Below are 16,742 nucleotides of genomic sequence, written 5' to 3'. Positions count from 1 at the left end.
GTTTCGTAATGCCTATCGCCTCCCCTCCCCTCGATCTGCTGGTCTTCGGCGGCGGCTATCTGGGGCGGGCGGCGGCGCTGGAGGCCATGAGGCGCGGCGGACGCGCGACCGCCACCTCTCGCGATCCCGAGCGGCGTCGCGCCATGGCGGCCGACGGGATCATCGCCATCGATCCCGGCGATGCGGCGGCCTTGAAGACGGCGCTGGAGGCGGCGACGGCCGTGCTGATCACAGCCGCGCCGGACGCCCAAGGCTGTCCCGGTCTGCGGGCCCTGGGGCCCCTTGCGGGCGACGCGTGGCCCGACTGGATCGGTTATGTCTCATCCACCTCCGTCTATGGCGACCGGGCCGGCGGATGGGTGTTCGAGGACGGGCCGTTGAACGCCGCCAATCTGGAGGGCGCGCGCCGTGTCCGGGCCGAACGCGATTGGCTGGATGGGGCGCAGGGGATGGGGCTGACGGTCCAGATCTTCCGCCTGCCCGGTTTCTACGGACCGGGGCGCAGCGTGATCGAGCGGTTGAGGGAAGGTACGGCGAAACTGGTCAGAAAGCCCGGCCAGGTCTTCAACCGCATCCATGTGGACGACATCGTCTCGGGCCTGTTCGCCTCGATGGCGCGCCCGCGACCGGGCGCCGCCTACAATCTGACCGACGACGAACCGTCGCCCGCCGATGTGGTGATGGAATGGGCGGCGGATCGAATGGGCCTGCCCCGCCCGCCCCAGGTCGACTGGACCGACGACAGCGTCAGCGAGGCGATGCGTCGCTTTTATCTGGACTCCAAGCGCGTCTCGAACGCCCTGGCCAAGGCCGAGCTGGGCTGGCGGCCCGTCTATCCCAGCTGGCGCGAGGGGCTGGCGACGCTGATGGACGCGCCGCCGCCGCTGCGATTGGTGAGCTGATTACACCCCGTCATCCTCGGGCTTGACCCGAGGACCGGGCGTCGTTCGGCCTGTGCGTCGCCCGTTCGCACGAGCGGCGGATCATCCGGTCCTCGGGTCGAGCCCGAGGATGACGAACGGTAAGGGGCTTAGAACGGCAGCAGATTGCGCTGGCGACTGTAGCTCATGGTGCCGACGTTGGCGCCCAGACGCAGGCCGACGCCGGTGCGGATGGGGGCCAGGACGATGCCGTCGGCGCGCTGATAGTTCACGCCCAGGCCTGCGACCAGATAGGCCGAGCCCTCGATGCCGGGATAGCGGCGATAGATCATGTCGGGGTGGTACAGGCCATAGACCAAGGTGAAGACGCGGCTGGCGTTGCCGCCCCAGTCCCAACCCACCGACGCGCCCTGCCAGAACACTTCCTGAGACGCCGACAGGTCCTTCATGTGCAAGGCGCCGCGGCCGTAGCGGGCGCCGACAACGACGGCGCCGGAGCCTTCCTCGCCCGCGATATAGGCGGTCGGGCGGTCGCCCTGGTCGGCGAAGACGCGCTCGATCGCGCCGCCCACGACCTCAGCCGCGATGCCCAGCTCGCGCGAGCCGGCCGAAACCAGTTCATCGAAGCTGTAGGCCTGGGCCGTCTGGTCCGAGCGGATCGGATAGTTGGGATCGCGCGGCGGCGCCGAGGCGCAGGCGCCCAGCGACGAGGCGCCGGCGGCGGTGGCGAGGCCCGAAAGGATCAGTTGGCGGCGATGCATGGAGGGCGCTCCGAAAGGCGACGAGAGGACGGCCGGCTGGCGCGCCGGTCTTGGCCTCACCGTCCCCGACCTTTGCGGCAGCCTTGCGGCTTCAAGGTTAACGGGGTCTTACCAGGGCGCGCCGATCAGGCGGCGGCGCGCTTTCGCCGGACCAGCAGCCAGGCCAGGCCGATCAAGACCGCCAGCATCCCAAAGGCCTTCCCAGCCGTCAAAGGATCCTCGACCACGAAGATCACGAACAGGGTCGTATTGATCGCCAGGGCGACGATAGCCGGCAGGGGATAGAGCGGCATCTTCCACGGCCGTTCCAGACTGGGCTCGCGCACGCGCAGAACGATGACGGCGGCGTTCACCAGCACGCTCATCAGCGCCAGCAGCGACGTCGAGAAGGTCAGCAGGGTCTCATAAACCCCGATCGTGGCCAGCAGCCCGCCGGCCAGCACGGTCGCGATCAGGGCCAGACGCGGCGTGCCGTTTGCGGCGACCCGGGTCAGGGCGGATATCTGATACTCGCGCGCCATGGCGAACAGGACGCGCGGGAACACCATGACCATCGCATTGATGATCGTCACCAGCGACACCAGCGAAATGGCCGTGACGATGGGGCCGGCGACATCGCCGAACACCCGACCGGCCGCATCCGCCGCGACGAGGTTCGAGCCGGCCATCTCGGCCGGCGTCAGGACGTTCAGATAGGCCAAGTTGGCCAGCACATAGATCACCGTCACCACGGCGATGCCCGAGAAGGTGGCCCGCGCGATCGTCCGGCCCGGATCCACCACCTCTTCGCAGAAGTAGGAGGCGCTGTTCCAACCGTAATAGGTGCCAGAGATCGCCCGCAGAGCCATGACGATGCCGCCGAAGGTCAAGGCCGCCGCCGTCGCCGGCGCGATCTCGGTCGCGAGGGGCGCGCCACGCGGCGCCAGGAACAGGCCGATGATCAACACGGTGAACAAGGCCGCCTTGACCGCGCTGCCGATCTCCTGCGACCGACCGCCGACCTTGGTGCCCAGCCATTGCACGCTGCCCACCACGACCACGATCAACAGGGCGAGAACGCCGACGGGCACGGTGGTCGCGACGCCCAGCCGGTGCAGATATTCGCCGAAGACCACGGCGATGAAGGCGATGCCGCCCATATTGCCCAGCCAGTCGCAGACGCCGACGGCGAGGCCGGTCAACGACCCGAAGGCGCGCCGGGCGAAGATATAGGGGCCGCCCGTCTTGCGGATCGAGGCGGCCAGTTCGACGGTCGACATGGCGTCGATCCAGGCGACCAGACCCGCGATGCACCACAGCGCGATGATGATCGTGGGGTTCTGGACCCCCTCGGCGACCACGCCCGGCGTGCGCAAGATGCCCTGACCGATGACGCCGCCGACCACGACGGCGACGCCGAACGTCACGCCCAGGACGCGCAGCAGATGGCCGCGATCCGGTTGGGCCGCCTGAGGTTCCGTCGTCATCGCCTATGCCCCCGCGCCGCCCGAAAGACGGCGCTGCGCTCCCTCAAGCCCGCAGCTTGCCGCCCTGCTTTTCGACCGCTCCGACGACCTTGGCGGTGAGGGCCTCGATCTCGGCTTCGGTCAGGGTGGCCTCGCGCGGCTGGATCACGACCTCCAGGGCCACGGACTTGAAACCCTCGTCCACGCCCTTGCCGCGATAGACGTCGAAGACCCGGACCTCGGCGATCAGGGCCTTGTCGGCGCCGGTCGCGGCGCGGACGAGGTCGCCGACTGGCTTGGCGTCCTCGACCACGAAGGCGAAGTCGCGCGTCAGGGGCATGAGGGTCGACAGATCGGCGGTTCCCCGCGCCTTGCCCGACTTTCCGCGCGGCTCGGGCACATTGTCCAGAACGATCTCGAAGGCCAGCATGGGGCCGTCGGCGTCCAGGCTTTTGAGCACGCGCGGATGCAGTTCGCCGAACTCGACCATCACATTCTTGGGGCCCAGTTGCAGCCGGGCCGAACGGCCGGGGTGCCACCAGTCGCGGTTCTGACCCTGGACCAGTTGCAGCGAGGCGACCGGGGCGCCGATCTCTTCCAGCAGGGTGGTCAGGTCGCCCTTGAGCGCGAACAGGGCGTCCTCGCCTGCGCCGGCCCAGTGACGGGCGGCGTGCGGGGCGACCAAGCCGGCGATGACCGTGCGCTGATCCGTCGCACCGTCGCCCAGATAGATGGGGCCGATCTCGAACAGGGCGGCGTCGGCGAAACCGCGCGCGGCGTTGCGCGCCGCCGCCTGGACCAAGTTCGGCAGGGCCGAGGGCCGCATGCAGTCCAGATCCGCCGCGATGGGGTTCTCCAGCACAAGCCGATCATCGCCGCCCCCGAACAGGGCCGCGGTCGATTGTTTGGTGAAGGACCAGGTAACGGCCTCGGCGTAACCGAGGGCCGCGAGGGCGCGACGCGCGGTGCGGACGCGGGCCTGGCGCGAGCTCAACACGCCGCCGGCGGGGCGAGCGACCTCGGGCAGGGGCGTATCGGGCAGGCTGTCGAAGCCCTCGATCCGCGCGACCTCTTCCACCAGATCGGCCGGACCTTCGACGTCGCGACGCCACGAGGGCGGAGTGACGAGCCAGGGCTCGGCCTGACCGGCCGGCGCGGCCTGAACCAGGAAACCGAGCTGGCCCAGGATGGTCCCGATCCGGTCGTCAGCCAGATCCATGCCGCTGAGGCGCTTCACATAGGCGGGGTCGAAGGCGAAGGGCGCCGGGCTCGCCGGCGGTTCGCCGACGAAGACGATTTCCGACGGCTCGCCGCCGCACAGGTCTAGGATCAGGCGCGTGGCCAGTTCAAGCCCCGGCGTGACCGAGACCGGATCGACGCCGCGCGCGAACCGGTACTGGGCGTCGGAATGGATGCCCAGCGCACGGCCGGTCTGGGCGATCACAAGCGGGTCGAACCAGGCGCTTTCCAGGAAGACGTCGGTGGTGGTCTCGTCGCAGCCGGTGCTCTCGCCGCCCATGACGCCGCCCAGGCCGATGGGGCGCTCGCCCCCGGCGTCGGCGATGACGCAGTCGGCTGCGGACGCGGCGTAGGTCTTGCCGTCCAGGGCGATCAGATGTTCCTGCTCGCCGGTCGCGGCCGAAACCTGCCCCGCCCGCACCACGATCTCGGTCCCCGACAGCTTGGCGACGTCATAGACGTGCAGCGGGCGAGCGCGGTCATAGGCGATCAAGTTGGTTACATCGACCAGACGGTTGATCGAGCGCAGGCCGATGGCCGTCAGACGCTTCTGCAGCCAGGCCGGCGACGGGCCGTTCTTCACGCCGCGAATGACGCGACCGGCGAAGACCGGGCACATCTCGGGCGCCTCCAGCCGCACGCTGATCGGCGAGGGGAAGGCCCCGCGCACCACGGCGATGTCGAAATGCTTGAGCTTGCCCACGCCGGCGGCGGCCAGATCGCGGGCGATGCCGGCGACGCCCAGCCAGTCGGGCCGGTTCGGCGTGACCTCGAAATCGATGACCGGCTCGGCGCCGAATAGGCCGGCGACCGGCGTGCCGACGGGAATTTCCGGCGGCAGTTCCTGAATGCCGTCGCTCTCGTCCGACAGCTCAAGCTCAGAGGCCGAGCACAGCATGCCGTTCGACACCACGCCGCGCACCGGCTTCTCGACCAGGGTCACGCCCAGGCCCGGCACATAGGCGCCGATGGGGGCGTAGATGGTGGTCAGCCCCGCCCGCGCGTTCGGCGCGCCGCAGACGATCTCCTTCATCCCGTCGACCGTGTCGACCTGGCAGACCTGCAGCCGGTCGGCGTTGGGATGCCGCTCGGCCGAAATAATCTTGGCCACGGTGAAGGGCGCCAGTTTGGCGGCAGGGTCGAGCACTTCCTCGACCTCCAGCCCGGCCATGGTCATGGCCTCGGCGATCTGCTGAACATCCGCCTCGGTCTCGAGGTGGTCCTTCAGCCAGGACAGGGTGAACTTCATTGCTGGACGCCGCTCAAGGCCGACTGGAACGCTTCAAGATGTCGATCTTCACCCGTGAAGCCGACGGCGTTGAATGAACAGTTTTCGAACAGGCACATGGCGAACGGCACGGATCCGATCACCTTCTTGCCCATCGGACGAAGCAGCAGATTGCGAACATCGCCTCCGTCAAACCCCATGTTGCAGCCTTCGAAAGCCACGCCGTCGAGGACGAGCATCACGGCGGGTCCCTCGATCTTGCAACGTCGAAACGCACGCCCCTCGACGATGGAGACATTGCTCATCGCCAACTGACGGAAAAAGACCGCCAAAGGGATCTGAATATCCTCGAAGACTTGCTGACGGGCGAATTCGGGCGGGAAAGGCAGGTTTACTGTGGTCATGGGTTCAGCTCAGGCCCGAGGCCGGGTTGGGGGCGGCGAAGGCCGAGAAGCCGTAGTGGGACAGCCAGCGGGTGTCGGCGTCGAACATGGGGCGCAGGTCGGGCACGCCGTATTTCAGCATGGCCAGCCGATCCACGCCCATGCCAAAGGCGAAGCCCTGATATTCGTCCGGGTCGATGCCGCAGTTCCTGAGCACATTGGGGTGCACCATCCCGCAGCCCAGTATCTCCAGCCAGTCGTCGCCGGTGTTGAAGACCAGTTTTCCGCCCGAACGGTCGCAGCGGATGTCCATCTCGGCCGAGGGCTCGGTGAAGGGGAAATGGTGCGGACGGAACCGCGCCTGCACCGCATCCAGCTCGAAGAAGCGGGCGATGAAGGTCTGAAGCGTCGTCTTCAGGTGGCCCATGTGAATGTCGCGGTCGATCACCAGGCCTTCGATCTGGTGGAACATCGGCGTGTGGGTGGCGTCGGAATCCTTGCGGAAGGTGCGGCCCGGCGCGACGATGCGGATCGGCGGCTTCCGGCTCATCATGGTGCGGACCTGTACCGGCGAGGTGTGGGTCCGCAGCACCTTGCGCTCGCCCGTCTCGGGATCGGGCTTCAGGAAGAAGGTGTCGTGCATCTCCCGCGCCGGATGTTTCGGCGGGAAGTTCAGGGCGGTGAAGTTGTGGAAGTCGTCCTCGATGTCCGGGCCTTCCGCGACCGCAAAGCCCATCTCGGCGAACAGGGCGATCATCTCATCCATCACCTGCATGGTCGGGTGGACCCCGCCCTTCCTGCGCGGACGCGCCGGCAGGGTCAGGTCGATGCGTTCCGACAGCAGGCGGGCGTCCAATTCGGCGGCTTCCAGCGCGGTCTTCTTCGCGGCGATGGCGGCGGCGACGCGGTCACGCAGACCGTTGATCATCGGCCCCTGTTCGCGGCGTTCGTCGGGGCTCATGGCGCCCATGCCCTTCAGCAGGCCGGAGACGGAGCCGGACTTGCCCAGGGCGGCGACGCGCACCTCTTCCAGGGCGGCGACGGTTTCCGCGCCGCCGATGGCGTTGATCAGGTCGAATTCGAGTGTGGCGAGATCGGTCATTTGGCCCGTGCCTTAGCGGGCCGGAGCCGTTTCGTCACCCTTCAAGGCGCGGTTTGCGCCCCGGCGATGGCCTGAAGTTCGGACGCCGGCGCCTTGTTCGCCGCGACGATCCAGGCGGGCGGTTCCGGCTCCCAGCGGATGGGTTTGCCCTCGGTGCTGGTCCAGCGGTGCAGCCACGAGATTCCATTGGCGCGCACATAGGTGTCGGCGTGCTGATAGATCGGATCCGCCAGCGCCTCCTCCAGGGGCACGAACCGATAGCCGCGTGCCAGATAGAGGTCGTGGATCTGCGGATAATAGGCCTGGTTCAGGCTGTTGGCGTGCAGCAGCAGGACCTGCGCCGGTTCACTCCCGCCCGCCACCTCGGCGCTGTAGGGTTCGTAGAAGTCCAGCACCGTCGCCATATGCGTCACATAGGCCTGGCCGATGCGCTGCATCAGCGCCTGATCGCCGATCTGCTCGGCCTTGCGATAGACGTCGGCGAACATCCAGTCGTTGTTGTCGAGGGTCACAGGCGCGATCGTATAGCCGCGCTGGGCCAGGCCGGCGGCGATGGCGTCGTGCTTTTCCTGCGTCTCGCCGGTGAACAGATAGGGGTGGCGGAACCAACGCAGGGTCTGGCCGCGCGCCTCAAGCGCCTGCCGAACGATCGGCGCGCCGGCATCCACGTCGGCCAGATAGGCCTCGACCATCGTACGATGGATGTTCAGATGGGTGTTGGTGTGGTTGCCCAGGTCCAGACCAGCGTCCAGCCAGACGTTCAGCACGCGCGGCAGGAGCGTGGCGCGCTCGGCCTCGCACACCTTGCCCGCATTGACGAAGGCTGTGCCGTGCGTGTCCAGCGGCTTCAGCATGGCGACGAAATCCTGGGTGATCGTCATCAGGCGCGCCGGATCGCACAGGGTCGCCGCGTCCGTCTGGAACGGCAGGTCGTCGAAGGTCACGGCGACGCGTCGGTCCTGCGCGGCGGCGGGAGTCACAAGAACGAGGGCGGCAGCCAGGCCGCAGATCAGGGTGCGCATCATGCGGCGAGGCTATCGAAGCCGCGGCCGCGAGGGAATATGTCGCGCGACAGGGACTTTCCATCCGCCCGCGGATCGACTGTCGAAAACCCGCCGCGAAAGGTTCACGAACGGCAAAGCTGGCGTTAAATATCACCGTCTAATCAGGCCCTCGGACTTGCGAGGACCCTGATGCCGCTGATCGGTGATTTCGTCGACTTGATCGCGCCCGTGGCCCCGTCCACGCCGGGCGCCGATGTGTTCGAACGGTTTCAGACCGAGCCGAACACCCTGGCCCTGGCTGTCGTCGATGACGATGGCCGCCCCCTCGGCATCATCGAACGTAACGCCTTCACCCTGAGGATGGCGGCCGAGTTCGGACGCGCCCTTTATGCCCGAAAGCCCGCCGAAAGCCTGATGGACCGCAATGCGCCGGTGGCGGAGGCGGCGACCAGCGCCGAGGCCTTCTTCCACGCCTACGACGCGGCGGAACTGGGCGCCTTGCTGACGGGCTTCATCGTGGTGGCGGGCGGCCGCTACGTCGGCGTCGGCACGGCGCTGCAGGTGGTGCAGGCCGGCGCGGCCCTGCACCGCCAGCGGGCCGAGGAGATGAGCGCCCTGGCCCGCGATCTGGCGCTGGCCGAGGCCGAAGCCGTCGCCTCCAGCCGGGCCAAGTCCGAGTTCCTGGCGGTGATGAGCCACGAGATCCGCACGCCCCTGAACGGCGTGCTGGGCGTCGCGGCCCTGATGGACAAGAAGCTGACGCAGGAAGAACTGCGCCCCTATGTCCGCACCGTCATCGATTCAGGCCAGAGCCTGCTGCGGCTCCTGACCGACGCGCTGGATATGTCCCGCGCCTCGGCCGGCATGCTGACACTGGAGGAGGAGCCGCTGGACCTGTCGGCAGTCGCCTTCGACATCGACGCCCTATGGCGCGCGCGGGCCGATGAAAAGTCCCTCGGTCTGACCATCCGCACCGACCTGGCCGTTGCTTGCGTTCAGGCTGACGGGATGCGGCTGAAGCAGCTGCTGAACAACCTGATCGGCAATGCGCTGAAGTTCACCCGGACGGGCGAGGTCGTCGCCCTGATCGAGAGCCGATCCGACGGCGAGGTGATCTTCACCGTGGACGACAGCGGTCCCGGCGTGCCCGAGGCGGCGGCCGCGACCATCTTTGATCCCTTCAACACCGGCAAGGCCGGGCGCGAGGGCGCGGGCGCGGGCCTGGGCCTGGCCATCTGCCGACAGATCGCCGAACGGATGGGCGGCGCGATCTCGCTGGGCGCCTCGCCGCAGAGCGGCGCGCGCTTTCAGGTGCGCCTGCCGCTGCGCGTCGCGACCGAGAGCGCGGCGCCCGCTCCGGTGATGGCCGAGCCGACCCCGCACGACACCCTGCATGTGCTGGTTGTGGACGACAACGCCACCAACCGCTTCGTCGCGGGCAAGCTGCTGGAGATGTTCGGCTGCACCTGCGAGATGGCCGAGAACGGGCGCGAGGCGGTGGACGCCGTCAGCGCGCGTCCGTTCGACCTGGCCCTGATGGACATCAAGATGCCGGTGATGGACGGGGTCGCCGCGACTCGGGCCATCCGCGCCCTGCCGGGCCCGGCCCACGCCCTGCCGATCCTGGCCCTGACGGCGAACGCCGACGAGCGCGACGAGCTGGACTATATCGCCGCCGGCATGAACGGGGTGGCGCAAAAGCCGATCCAGCCCGACGCCCTGCTGAACGCCATCCGGCAGATCATGAGCGTTGTCGAAACCACACCGGCGCAACAGGCCGCTTAAGCGTCGTCATTCCGGGGCGTCCGCAGGACGAACCCGGAACCCAGGAGATCATTTCCCACGCCCCACGCGTCCAACAGCGCGACAGCCCCTGGCTTCCGGGTTCCTCGCTCCGCTCAGCCCCGGAATGACGCTGAAAAGCGACGCTCAAAACGAAGAACGCCCGCCCCGGAAACCGGAGCGGGCGTCATTCTTGTTGCGCTACGCTCGCGACGCGATCGCTCGCGGCTTGAGCGCGGCCCTTAAGCCAGGGCGGCGCGGACCTTGTCGGCGACGGCCTTGAAGCCGGTCGCGTCAGCGGCGATCGCGGCCAGAACCTTGCGGTCCAGTTCGATGCCGGCCTTGTTCAGGCCGTTGATGAACTGGCTGTAGGTGAAGCCTTCCAGACGGGCGGCGGCGTTGATGCGCTGGATCCACAGGGCGCGGAAGTTGCGCTTCTTGGCGCGACGGTCGCGATAGGCGTATTGCCCGGCGCGGTCGACGGCGGCCTTGGCCGTACGGATGGTATTCTTGCGGCGGCCGGAGAAGCCCTTGGCCTGCTCCAGAACCTTCTTGTGCTTGGCGTGCGAGGTTACGCCACGTTTAACGCGAGCCATGTCGCTATTCCTTCAAATTCTTTGGGATGGAGATCAGTCGTACAGCGCGCGCCGATCAGGCGTACGGCATGTAGGATTTGATCTTCTTGGCGTCGGCGTCGGCCATGACCGAGGTGCCGCGGTTCTGGCGGATGTATTTCGAGTTGTGGCTGATCAAGCGGTGACGCTTGCCCGCAACGCCGGCCTTAACCTTGCCAGTGGCCGTGAATTTGAAGCGCTTCTTGGCGCCCGACTTCGTCTTCAGTTTCGGCATTTCAGTCTCCTTTTTGGAGGGCCACCGTCCTTTGGACTGCTTGAGCCCGTGGGAGGTATCTCTCCAGAGTTTAAGAACCGCCCAGGCATGCCTGTTCGCCTGGCGGTTCGGTACGCGAAGGCGCGGCTTCTACGTGAAGAGCGCCGTCATTGCAAGACGAGTCAGGCCGGGGCTTTGACGCCGCCCTCACTGCTGCGAATGACGCGTCCGGCGTTGATCGCCATCAGGGCCGCCGGGATGGTCAGCAGCGCCCCGATCACGAAGGGCCAGTCATGCCCCAGCCCTGAGAATAGCGCGCCCGCAATCATCGGCCCGAAGATGCGCGCCACCGAGCTGGAGGCCATGTTCAGGCCCAGCATGGCCCCCTGCCGATCGGGCGGCGAGGCGCGGCTGATCATCGCCGAGATGTTGGGCATGGCCAGCGACATTCCGCACGCGCCGATCGCCATCACGATCGGAATGATCCAGCCCTGGACGACCGGGATCGTCAGGGCGCCCAGCTCAAGCCGCGTCGCGGGAAACCAGGCGACCGGCGCCAGCACCTGCAACACCAGCGAGGTTCCAAACAACAGCATGCCGGTGGCCAGCACGCGCGATTCGCCGAACCGCCGCGCCAGCCGCCCGGCGAAGAACCCCTGGTTCAGCGTCGAGACGATGCCCACGATCATGAAGCTGAGCCCCACTTCGCGAGCGCCCCATTGATAGCGGCTTTCGGACCACAGGCCGAACACGCTCTCCATCGCCGAAAACCCGGCCATATAGATCAGGGTCACGACCAGGACGCGCGACACCACGGCGTTGTCGCGCGCATCCTTCAGCCCCGCCAGGAAGGCCGGACGCGGCGCGGCGGGATCGGCCTTGGCCCGGCTTTCGCGCAGGAAGACGACGACGCCCACCGCCGCGACCGCCGCCAACGCCGCCGCCAGGAAGATCGGCAGTTGATAGCCCAGCCGTCCCAGCTGCGGCTGGGTCAGCAATCCGCCCAAGCCCGGTCCGACGATGAAGCCCAGGCCGAACGCCGCCCCGATCAGACCCATCCGCCCGGCCCGCTGCTCGGGCGGGGTAACATCGGCCACATACCCCTGAACCGTCGAGATATTGCCCGCGCCCAGGCCGGTGAACAGCCTGACCGCGATCGCCAGCCAGACGTTGGGCGCGAAGGCCAGCATCAGATAGCCCAGCGCATTGGCGATCAGGGTCATCAACAGCACGGGCTTTCGCCCGATCCGGTCCGACAGCCGCCCCCAGAACGGTTCGGCGAAGAACTGACCCAGCGAATAGGCCGAGAACATCAGCGTGATCTGCCACGCCTCGGCCTTCAGGCTCTGGGCGAAGAACGGCAGCAACGGCACCACCAGCCCGAACCCGACCAGATTGATGAACACCGTCGCAAACAGCACGGCCAACGCCGGCGTCTTGAGCTTTGGCGGGGTCGTCCGGGGCGTGGTCATGCCGCAGGCTTAGCTCGGCGTTCGACGACGGAGAAGCGCCATCATCGAACGCGGCCGCCCGCAGATCAGTCGACCGGGTTGTTCGCCTTCAAGAATCTCACGGTCTCATCGAGCATCCGCTGTCGCGTGGCGGCGGTCGACAGCCAGTGGTCCTCATCATCGAGCGGAACGAGTTCAACGGGCTTTCCGGCTCTGCGTAGAGCATTGTAAAGTCGGACAGACTGGTCGTAGGGCACGACCGTGTCATCTCGACCGTGAATCAGCAACATCGGCGCATCGGCGCGGTCAGCCATCAGTGCTGGCGACAAGGCGTCGAGCGCCGGATCGCCAAGCTTCTCCGCGCCCATGAAACGCATCCAATATCGAACAACCGGGCTCTCGCGTCCCCGTGAGCCGCCCCCCGACCAACGGATCATCTCATTGAGGTCGGAAACGCCCGCCACAGCCACGGCGCAACGGTAGATGCCCGTGTCCAGAGTCGGACCGGCCATGGCGGCGTACCCCCCGTAGCTGGCGCCGACGATACACACCCGCTTGGGATCGATCATGCCTTGCGACGCCAACCAGCGTACGCCGTCTGACAGGTCGGTCTGCATCTTGCGACCCCACTGACCGTAGCCGGCGCTCAGATGAGCTTCACCCAAGCCGTCCGATCCCCGAAAATTCGGCTGCAGCACCACATAGCCCTGAGCGGCAAGCGCTTGCGCCCACCAGTCGAACCCGAAGGTATCGCGCGCGGCAGGGCCGCCGTGCGGCAGCACCACGAGCGGCAGATTACGAGGCTCCCCAACACCCGGCGGCAGGGTCAGATATCCGGGAATCGTCATGCCGTCGGCCGCCGTGTAGGAGACGGATCGTATCTCTCCGACCTGGTTGGCCGCGATGTCGGGATAGGATTGGCCCACGATTTCCGCGACGCCCCGATCCAGATCCACGAGGTTGTACGTGCCGGGATCGCCGTTTCCGTCCGTCTCGACGATCAGCGATCTCATGTTCGCCGCCCAGCTCTGAATCGACGGATGACGATCCTTGAACGCGGTCCTGACCGCGCGCCAAGTCCGCGCCGCCGCAGGGTCAGTGATGTCGTAGACAGGTCCCTCGTCGCTGGTTCTGACCGTGCCGATCAACAACTTCGTGACGGGATGATAGATCAGGCTGTCCGGTTGAGTGTCGAAAGCGAGATCCGTCCACTGGCCGGTTTCGAGTGAGAGCTCGCGATACTTGGGTTCGTCGTCTCCTTCGAGTTTGGCCTGAACGATGACCGACTTTGTCGAAGCGCCAAAACCAATCAACGAAGGCTGATCAAGCAAGGCGGTCATCGACCAGACTCGAGGCCATCCTCCATCTCGCTTGACATCGACGCTCCATGTGCCGGTTTCGGCGTAATAGGTGGAGCGCGCGATCGGTTCGCCGGCGCTGTCTAGGAGATAGTTGCCGACATTGCGGCCGCGGGCGATCTGAGTGGCGCGATTGGTGGCGGGATCGACGCGGTAGAGATCAGCCGTTCCATCGCGCGCATCAAAGGCTTGCGAATAGATGGCCGGGCCAGTCGGCGTATCACGGATAATCGCGCCGCTGATCATGATTCGAGCCAGCTCCGGATTGCGGGCGAAAACGGTCTGAACCGAGCGCGTCGCAAGCGTATAGATGAGGCCCTGCGTGTATTCGCCCTTGCCAGCAGCGAACGGCAATGAGGCGGCGGTGGATGTGGAAATCAGCAGGTAGTCGTTGCCCACCCACGACAGGCCACGCACCTTGTTTTCGATCGAACGAAGCCCGCCAATCACTTGAAGGTTTGACAGGTCGATGATGACCAGGGCCTGCCCAGTTCCGACATTCACCAAATGCGCCAGTTTCGTGCCGTCGGGCGACAACCGCGGGCTGGAAAACGCCGGGAGCCGGCCGTACAAATCCAAGGCAGCGGGTTTCGCCGGCGCGGAGGCCGACGCCTGCGAGACGGCGGGCACATCCTGCGCCTGGGCTGGAACACAGCCCAAGGCCAGCACGCTGACAAAAGCCCAAAGCGTTGATTTTGACAGATTCACAGCAGCCCCATCCTCGAATCGAAAGATCCAGAGGGGACACTGTTATTCAAACGTATGACGCCCGCAACCAGGAGGCGCGGGCGTCAGACTCACAAGATGAAGAAGCTTTAGCGCGGGGCCAGGATCATGATCATCTGGCGGCCTTCCATCTTGGGCGAGAACTCGACCTTGGCGACTTCGTCGAAGTCGGCCTGGACCTTGTTCAGCAGCTTCATGCCCAGTTCGGGGTGGGCCATTTCACGACCGCGGAAGCGCAGGGTGACCTTGACCTTGTCGCCTTCCTCGAAGAAGCGGTGCATGGCCTTGGCCTTCACCTCATAGTCGTGGGTGTCGATGTTCGGACGGAGTTTGATCTCCTTCAGCTCGACGACCTTCTGGCGCTTGCGCTGCTCGGCCTTCTTCTTCTGTTCCTGGAAACGGTGCTTGCCGTAATCGAGGATCTTGGCCACCGGCGGCTCGGAGGTGGAGACGATCTCGACCAGGTCCATCCCGGCTTCCTCGGCGGCTTCCAGAGCAGCGGAGGTGGGCATGACGCCCTGTTTTTCGCCGTTCTGGTCGATGAGCAGAACGCGAGGGGCGCGGATATCCTGGTTCATACGCGGCCCGTCTTTCACGGGTGGCGCTTGCATGGGACGGCGAATGGGCGTCGTTTCCTTATGTGGTCAGAGAAGGCGTGTGTCGTGATGAGCGAATGCACGCGGCGATCGCCACGTTCCCCTCAAGGCCGGCAATATGCGCCGCGAGCCCCGATTTTTCAAGGGTTCGCAGGCGTTTCGAAGATGTACGCGTCATGCAGCGCCAGCACCGCGTCGAAGACGTGATCCACCGTCAGGTCCTCGATCGGCGCGAACTGGCCGCGCGTCTCGTTGGACGCCGCCGTGCGCGTCTTGGGTCCCCAGGGACCGTACAGCCACCACTCGGTCGGACCGAACAGACCCAGGGTCGGCCGGCCCAGCGCCGCCGACACGTGCATCAGACCCGAATCGTTGCCGACGAACAGATCGGCCCGATCGATGGCGGCGGCCGAGGCCAGGATGTCGCCCTTGCCGACGAAATCGATGCCGCGCGGCCCCGCCGCCTCCAAAGCCGGGGTCGCCGGGGGCCGGTCACCCGGCCCGCCCACCGGCATGAAGCGCCAGCCGTCGAAGCGCGGCTCGGCTTTCAGCTTCTCGACCAGCGCGCCCCAGCGATCGGCGGGCCAGCTCTTGCCCGGCTGATGCGCGATGGGGGCCAGGGCGATTATCGGGCCGGGACCCGCGCCGCCCGCCAGCTGCGGATCGATCACGGCGGCGGCCTCGGCCCGCGCCTGATCGTCCAGGAAGATTTCGGGATCCAGCGGCGTCGGCGAACCCATCAGCCGCGACACCATCTCGACCTTGCGCAGGCCCGTCTCCCACGAGCGGTTATAGACGATGCGCCGCTTCGCCGGGATCAGATAGCTGAGCGCCGAACCCCGGATGTCGATCACCAGATCCCAGCGCGTGCCGACGACCTGTTTCCACAGATCGAGCCAGTGGCCAGACAGCTTCTTCTTGTCCAGCACGATGGTGCGCACCACGCCGGGCGCGTTGCGGAAGAAGGGCGCAGGCGGCCGACCGCACGCGACGGTGATCTCGGCCCCCGGGACCTGACGCGCGATCTCGCGGATCACGCCCGACGAGATGACGCAGTCGCCGATGCGGTTGGAGGTGACGAACAGGACCTGGGGTGCGGGCATGGGTCTGTGTTCCGCCATCGCGCGTCGCGGTCAAGGGTGACGACGGCGGAAAGTCCGGGCAGAACGGCGCCATGACCGACATCCAACACCTGTCCCGCCCCGATGGCGAAACCCTGGCCTTCAAACGCGTCGAAGGCGACGGCCCGACCGTGATCTGGGTCGGCGGCTTCCGCTCGGACATGGAAGGCACCAAGGCCCTGGCCTTGGACGTCGCCGCGCGCGAACGCGGCTGGAACTTCGTCCGCTACGACCACTTCGCCCATGGCCAGTCCACCGGCGACTGGAGACAAGCCACCATCGGCCGCTGGCGCGAGGACGCCGTCGCCCTGATCGACAGCCTGTCCGGCCCGGTCATTCCGGTCGGCTCCTCGATGGGCGGCTGGGTCTCGCTGCTGGCGACCCTGGCGCGGCCGAACCGGATCAAGGGGCTGGTCCTGGTCAATCCGGCCCAGGACTTTACCGAACGGCTGATGTGGCCCGGCCTGGCGGACCACGAGCGTCAGGCCATCCTGCGCGAGGGCGAAACCCTGATCGTCGAGGAGGGTCTGGGCGAATATGTCCTGACGCGGCGCATGTTCGAAGAGGCGCGCGATTGGCTGCTGCTGGACGGCGCGATCGACGTCGCCGCCCCGGTTCATGTCCTGCAAGGCCGCGCCGACGACGTCGTGCCGTGGCGCCATCAGGTCGAACTGATCGAACGGCTGACGGGCGGCGACGTGCGCCTGGACCTGATCGAGGGCGGCGATCACCGGCTTTCGTCGCCGGCGGACCTAGACCGACTGGTCGCGGCGGTCGAGGCGATGCGAACCTAGATCCTCCCCCGTTCACGGGGAGGGGGACCGCAAAGCGGTGGAG

15 protein-coding genes are annotated in these 16,742 nt (G+C 66.9%); 3 read left to right on the top strand and 12 right to left on the bottom strand.

Annotated elements, in window-relative coordinates; all coding sequences use genetic code 11:
• Positions 1-8: 8 nt before the first annotated feature.
• Positions 9-902: an SDR family NAD(P)-dependent oxidoreductase gene (locus tag O2K97_RS04155; protein WP_269220565.1), complete on the top strand. Its 894-nt coding sequence runs from the start codon at positions 9-11 to the stop codon at positions 900-902.
• A 128-nt stretch (positions 903-1,030) separates the two neighbouring features.
• Here the strand turns inward: O2K97_RS04155 and O2K97_RS04150 are convergent, their stop codons facing one another.
• From O2K97_RS04150 to O2K97_RS04125, 6 genes are all read right to left on the bottom strand, one after another.
• Positions 1,031-1,642, bottom strand: coding sequence for a DUF1134 domain-containing protein (locus tag O2K97_RS04150; RefSeq protein WP_017506335.1), 612 nt, complete (start codon positions 1,640-1,642; stop codon positions 1,031-1,033).
• 125 nt (positions 1,643-1,767) lie between these two features.
• Positions 1,768-3,108, bottom strand: a complete 1,341-nt coding sequence (locus O2K97_RS04145) for an APC family permease (RefSeq protein ID WP_269220564.1) — start codon at positions 3,106-3,108, stop codon at positions 1,768-1,770.
• A 43-nt stretch (positions 3,109-3,151) separates the two neighbouring features.
• A complete protein-coding gene (gene pheT / locus O2K97_RS04140; protein ID WP_269220563.1) occupies positions 3,152-5,575 on the bottom strand; it encodes a phenylalanine--tRNA ligase subunit beta in 2,424 nt (807 codons plus the stop codon).
• The gene (locus O2K97_RS04135) at positions 5,572-5,958 is read right to left on the bottom strand and encodes a hypothetical protein (protein ID WP_269220562.1); all 387 of its coding nucleotides are present in this window, start codon (positions 5,956-5,958) and stop codon (positions 5,572-5,574) included. The genes pheT and O2K97_RS04135 overlap by 4 nt, the downstream gene beginning before the upstream one ends.
• A gap of 4 nt (positions 5,959-5,962) precedes the next feature.
• Entirely contained in the window at positions 5,963-7,039 is a 1,077-nt protein-coding gene (gene pheS / locus O2K97_RS04130) for a phenylalanine--tRNA ligase subunit alpha (protein WP_269220561.1), read from the bottom strand.
• Positions 7,040-7,080: 41 nt separating this feature from the next.
• On the bottom strand, positions 7,081-8,064 hold the full coding sequence (locus O2K97_RS04125; RefSeq protein WP_269220560.1) for a polysaccharide deacetylase family protein: 984 nt from the start codon (positions 8,062-8,064) through the stop codon (positions 7,081-7,083).
• A 168-nt stretch (positions 8,065-8,232) separates the two neighbouring features.
• Between O2K97_RS04125 and O2K97_RS04120 the strand changes: the two genes are divergently transcribed.
• Positions 8,233-9,828, top strand: a complete 1,596-nt coding sequence (locus tag O2K97_RS04120; RefSeq protein WP_269220559.1) for an ATP-binding protein — start codon at positions 8,233-8,235, stop codon at positions 9,826-9,828.
• 239 nt (positions 9,829-10,067) lie between these two features.
• Here the strand turns inward: O2K97_RS04120 and rplT are convergent, their stop codons facing one another.
• From rplT to O2K97_RS04090, 6 genes are all read right to left on the bottom strand, one after another.
• Positions 10,068-10,421 carry a 50S ribosomal protein L20 gene (rplT, locus tag O2K97_RS04115; protein WP_017506327.1) on the bottom strand — a complete coding sequence of 118 codons (354 nt, stop codon included), beginning with the start codon at positions 10,419-10,421 and terminating at the stop codon, positions 10,068-10,070.
• A 55-nt stretch (positions 10,422-10,476) separates the two neighbouring features.
• A complete protein-coding gene (rpmI, locus tag O2K97_RS04110) occupies positions 10,477-10,674 on the bottom strand; it encodes a 50S ribosomal protein L35 (RefSeq protein ID WP_003166435.1) in 198 nt (65 codons plus the stop codon).
• 161 nt (positions 10,675-10,835) lie between these two features.
• Positions 10,836-12,125, bottom strand: a complete 1,290-nt coding sequence (locus O2K97_RS04105; protein WP_269220558.1) for an MFS transporter — start codon at positions 12,123-12,125, stop codon at positions 10,836-10,838.
• Between the two features lie 65 nt (positions 12,126-12,190).
• Positions 12,191-14,170, bottom strand: coding sequence for an alpha/beta hydrolase family protein (locus O2K97_RS04100; protein ID WP_269220557.1), 1,980 nt, complete (start codon positions 14,168-14,170; stop codon positions 12,191-12,193).
• 107 nt (positions 14,171-14,277) lie between these two features.
• A complete protein-coding gene (gene infC / locus O2K97_RS04095; RefSeq protein WP_055752751.1) occupies positions 14,278-14,799 on the bottom strand; it encodes a translation initiation factor IF-3 in 522 nt (173 codons plus the stop codon).
• 125 nt (positions 14,800-14,924) lie between these two features.
• Entirely contained in the window at positions 14,925-15,887 is a 963-nt protein-coding gene (locus O2K97_RS04090) for a glycosyltransferase family 9 protein (RefSeq protein WP_269220556.1), read from the bottom strand.
• Between the two features lie 71 nt (positions 15,888-15,958).
• Here O2K97_RS04090 and O2K97_RS04085 point away from each other — a divergent pair, with 71 nt between their 5' ends.
• Complete coding sequence (locus O2K97_RS04085) at positions 15,959-16,699, top strand: alpha/beta fold hydrolase (RefSeq protein WP_269220555.1); 741 nt, start codon at positions 15,959-15,961, stop codon at positions 16,697-16,699.
• Positions 16,700-16,742: the final 43 nt, after the last annotated feature.

This window comes from Brevundimonas vesicularis, from assembly GCF_027105095.1.
Classification (GTDB): domain Bacteria; phylum Pseudomonadota; class Alphaproteobacteria; order Caulobacterales; family Caulobacteraceae; genus Brevundimonas; species Brevundimonas vesicularis_E.
The sequence above is the reverse complement of the archived record's forward strand: the minus strand, read 5'-3'. Positions and strand labels throughout refer to the sequence as shown.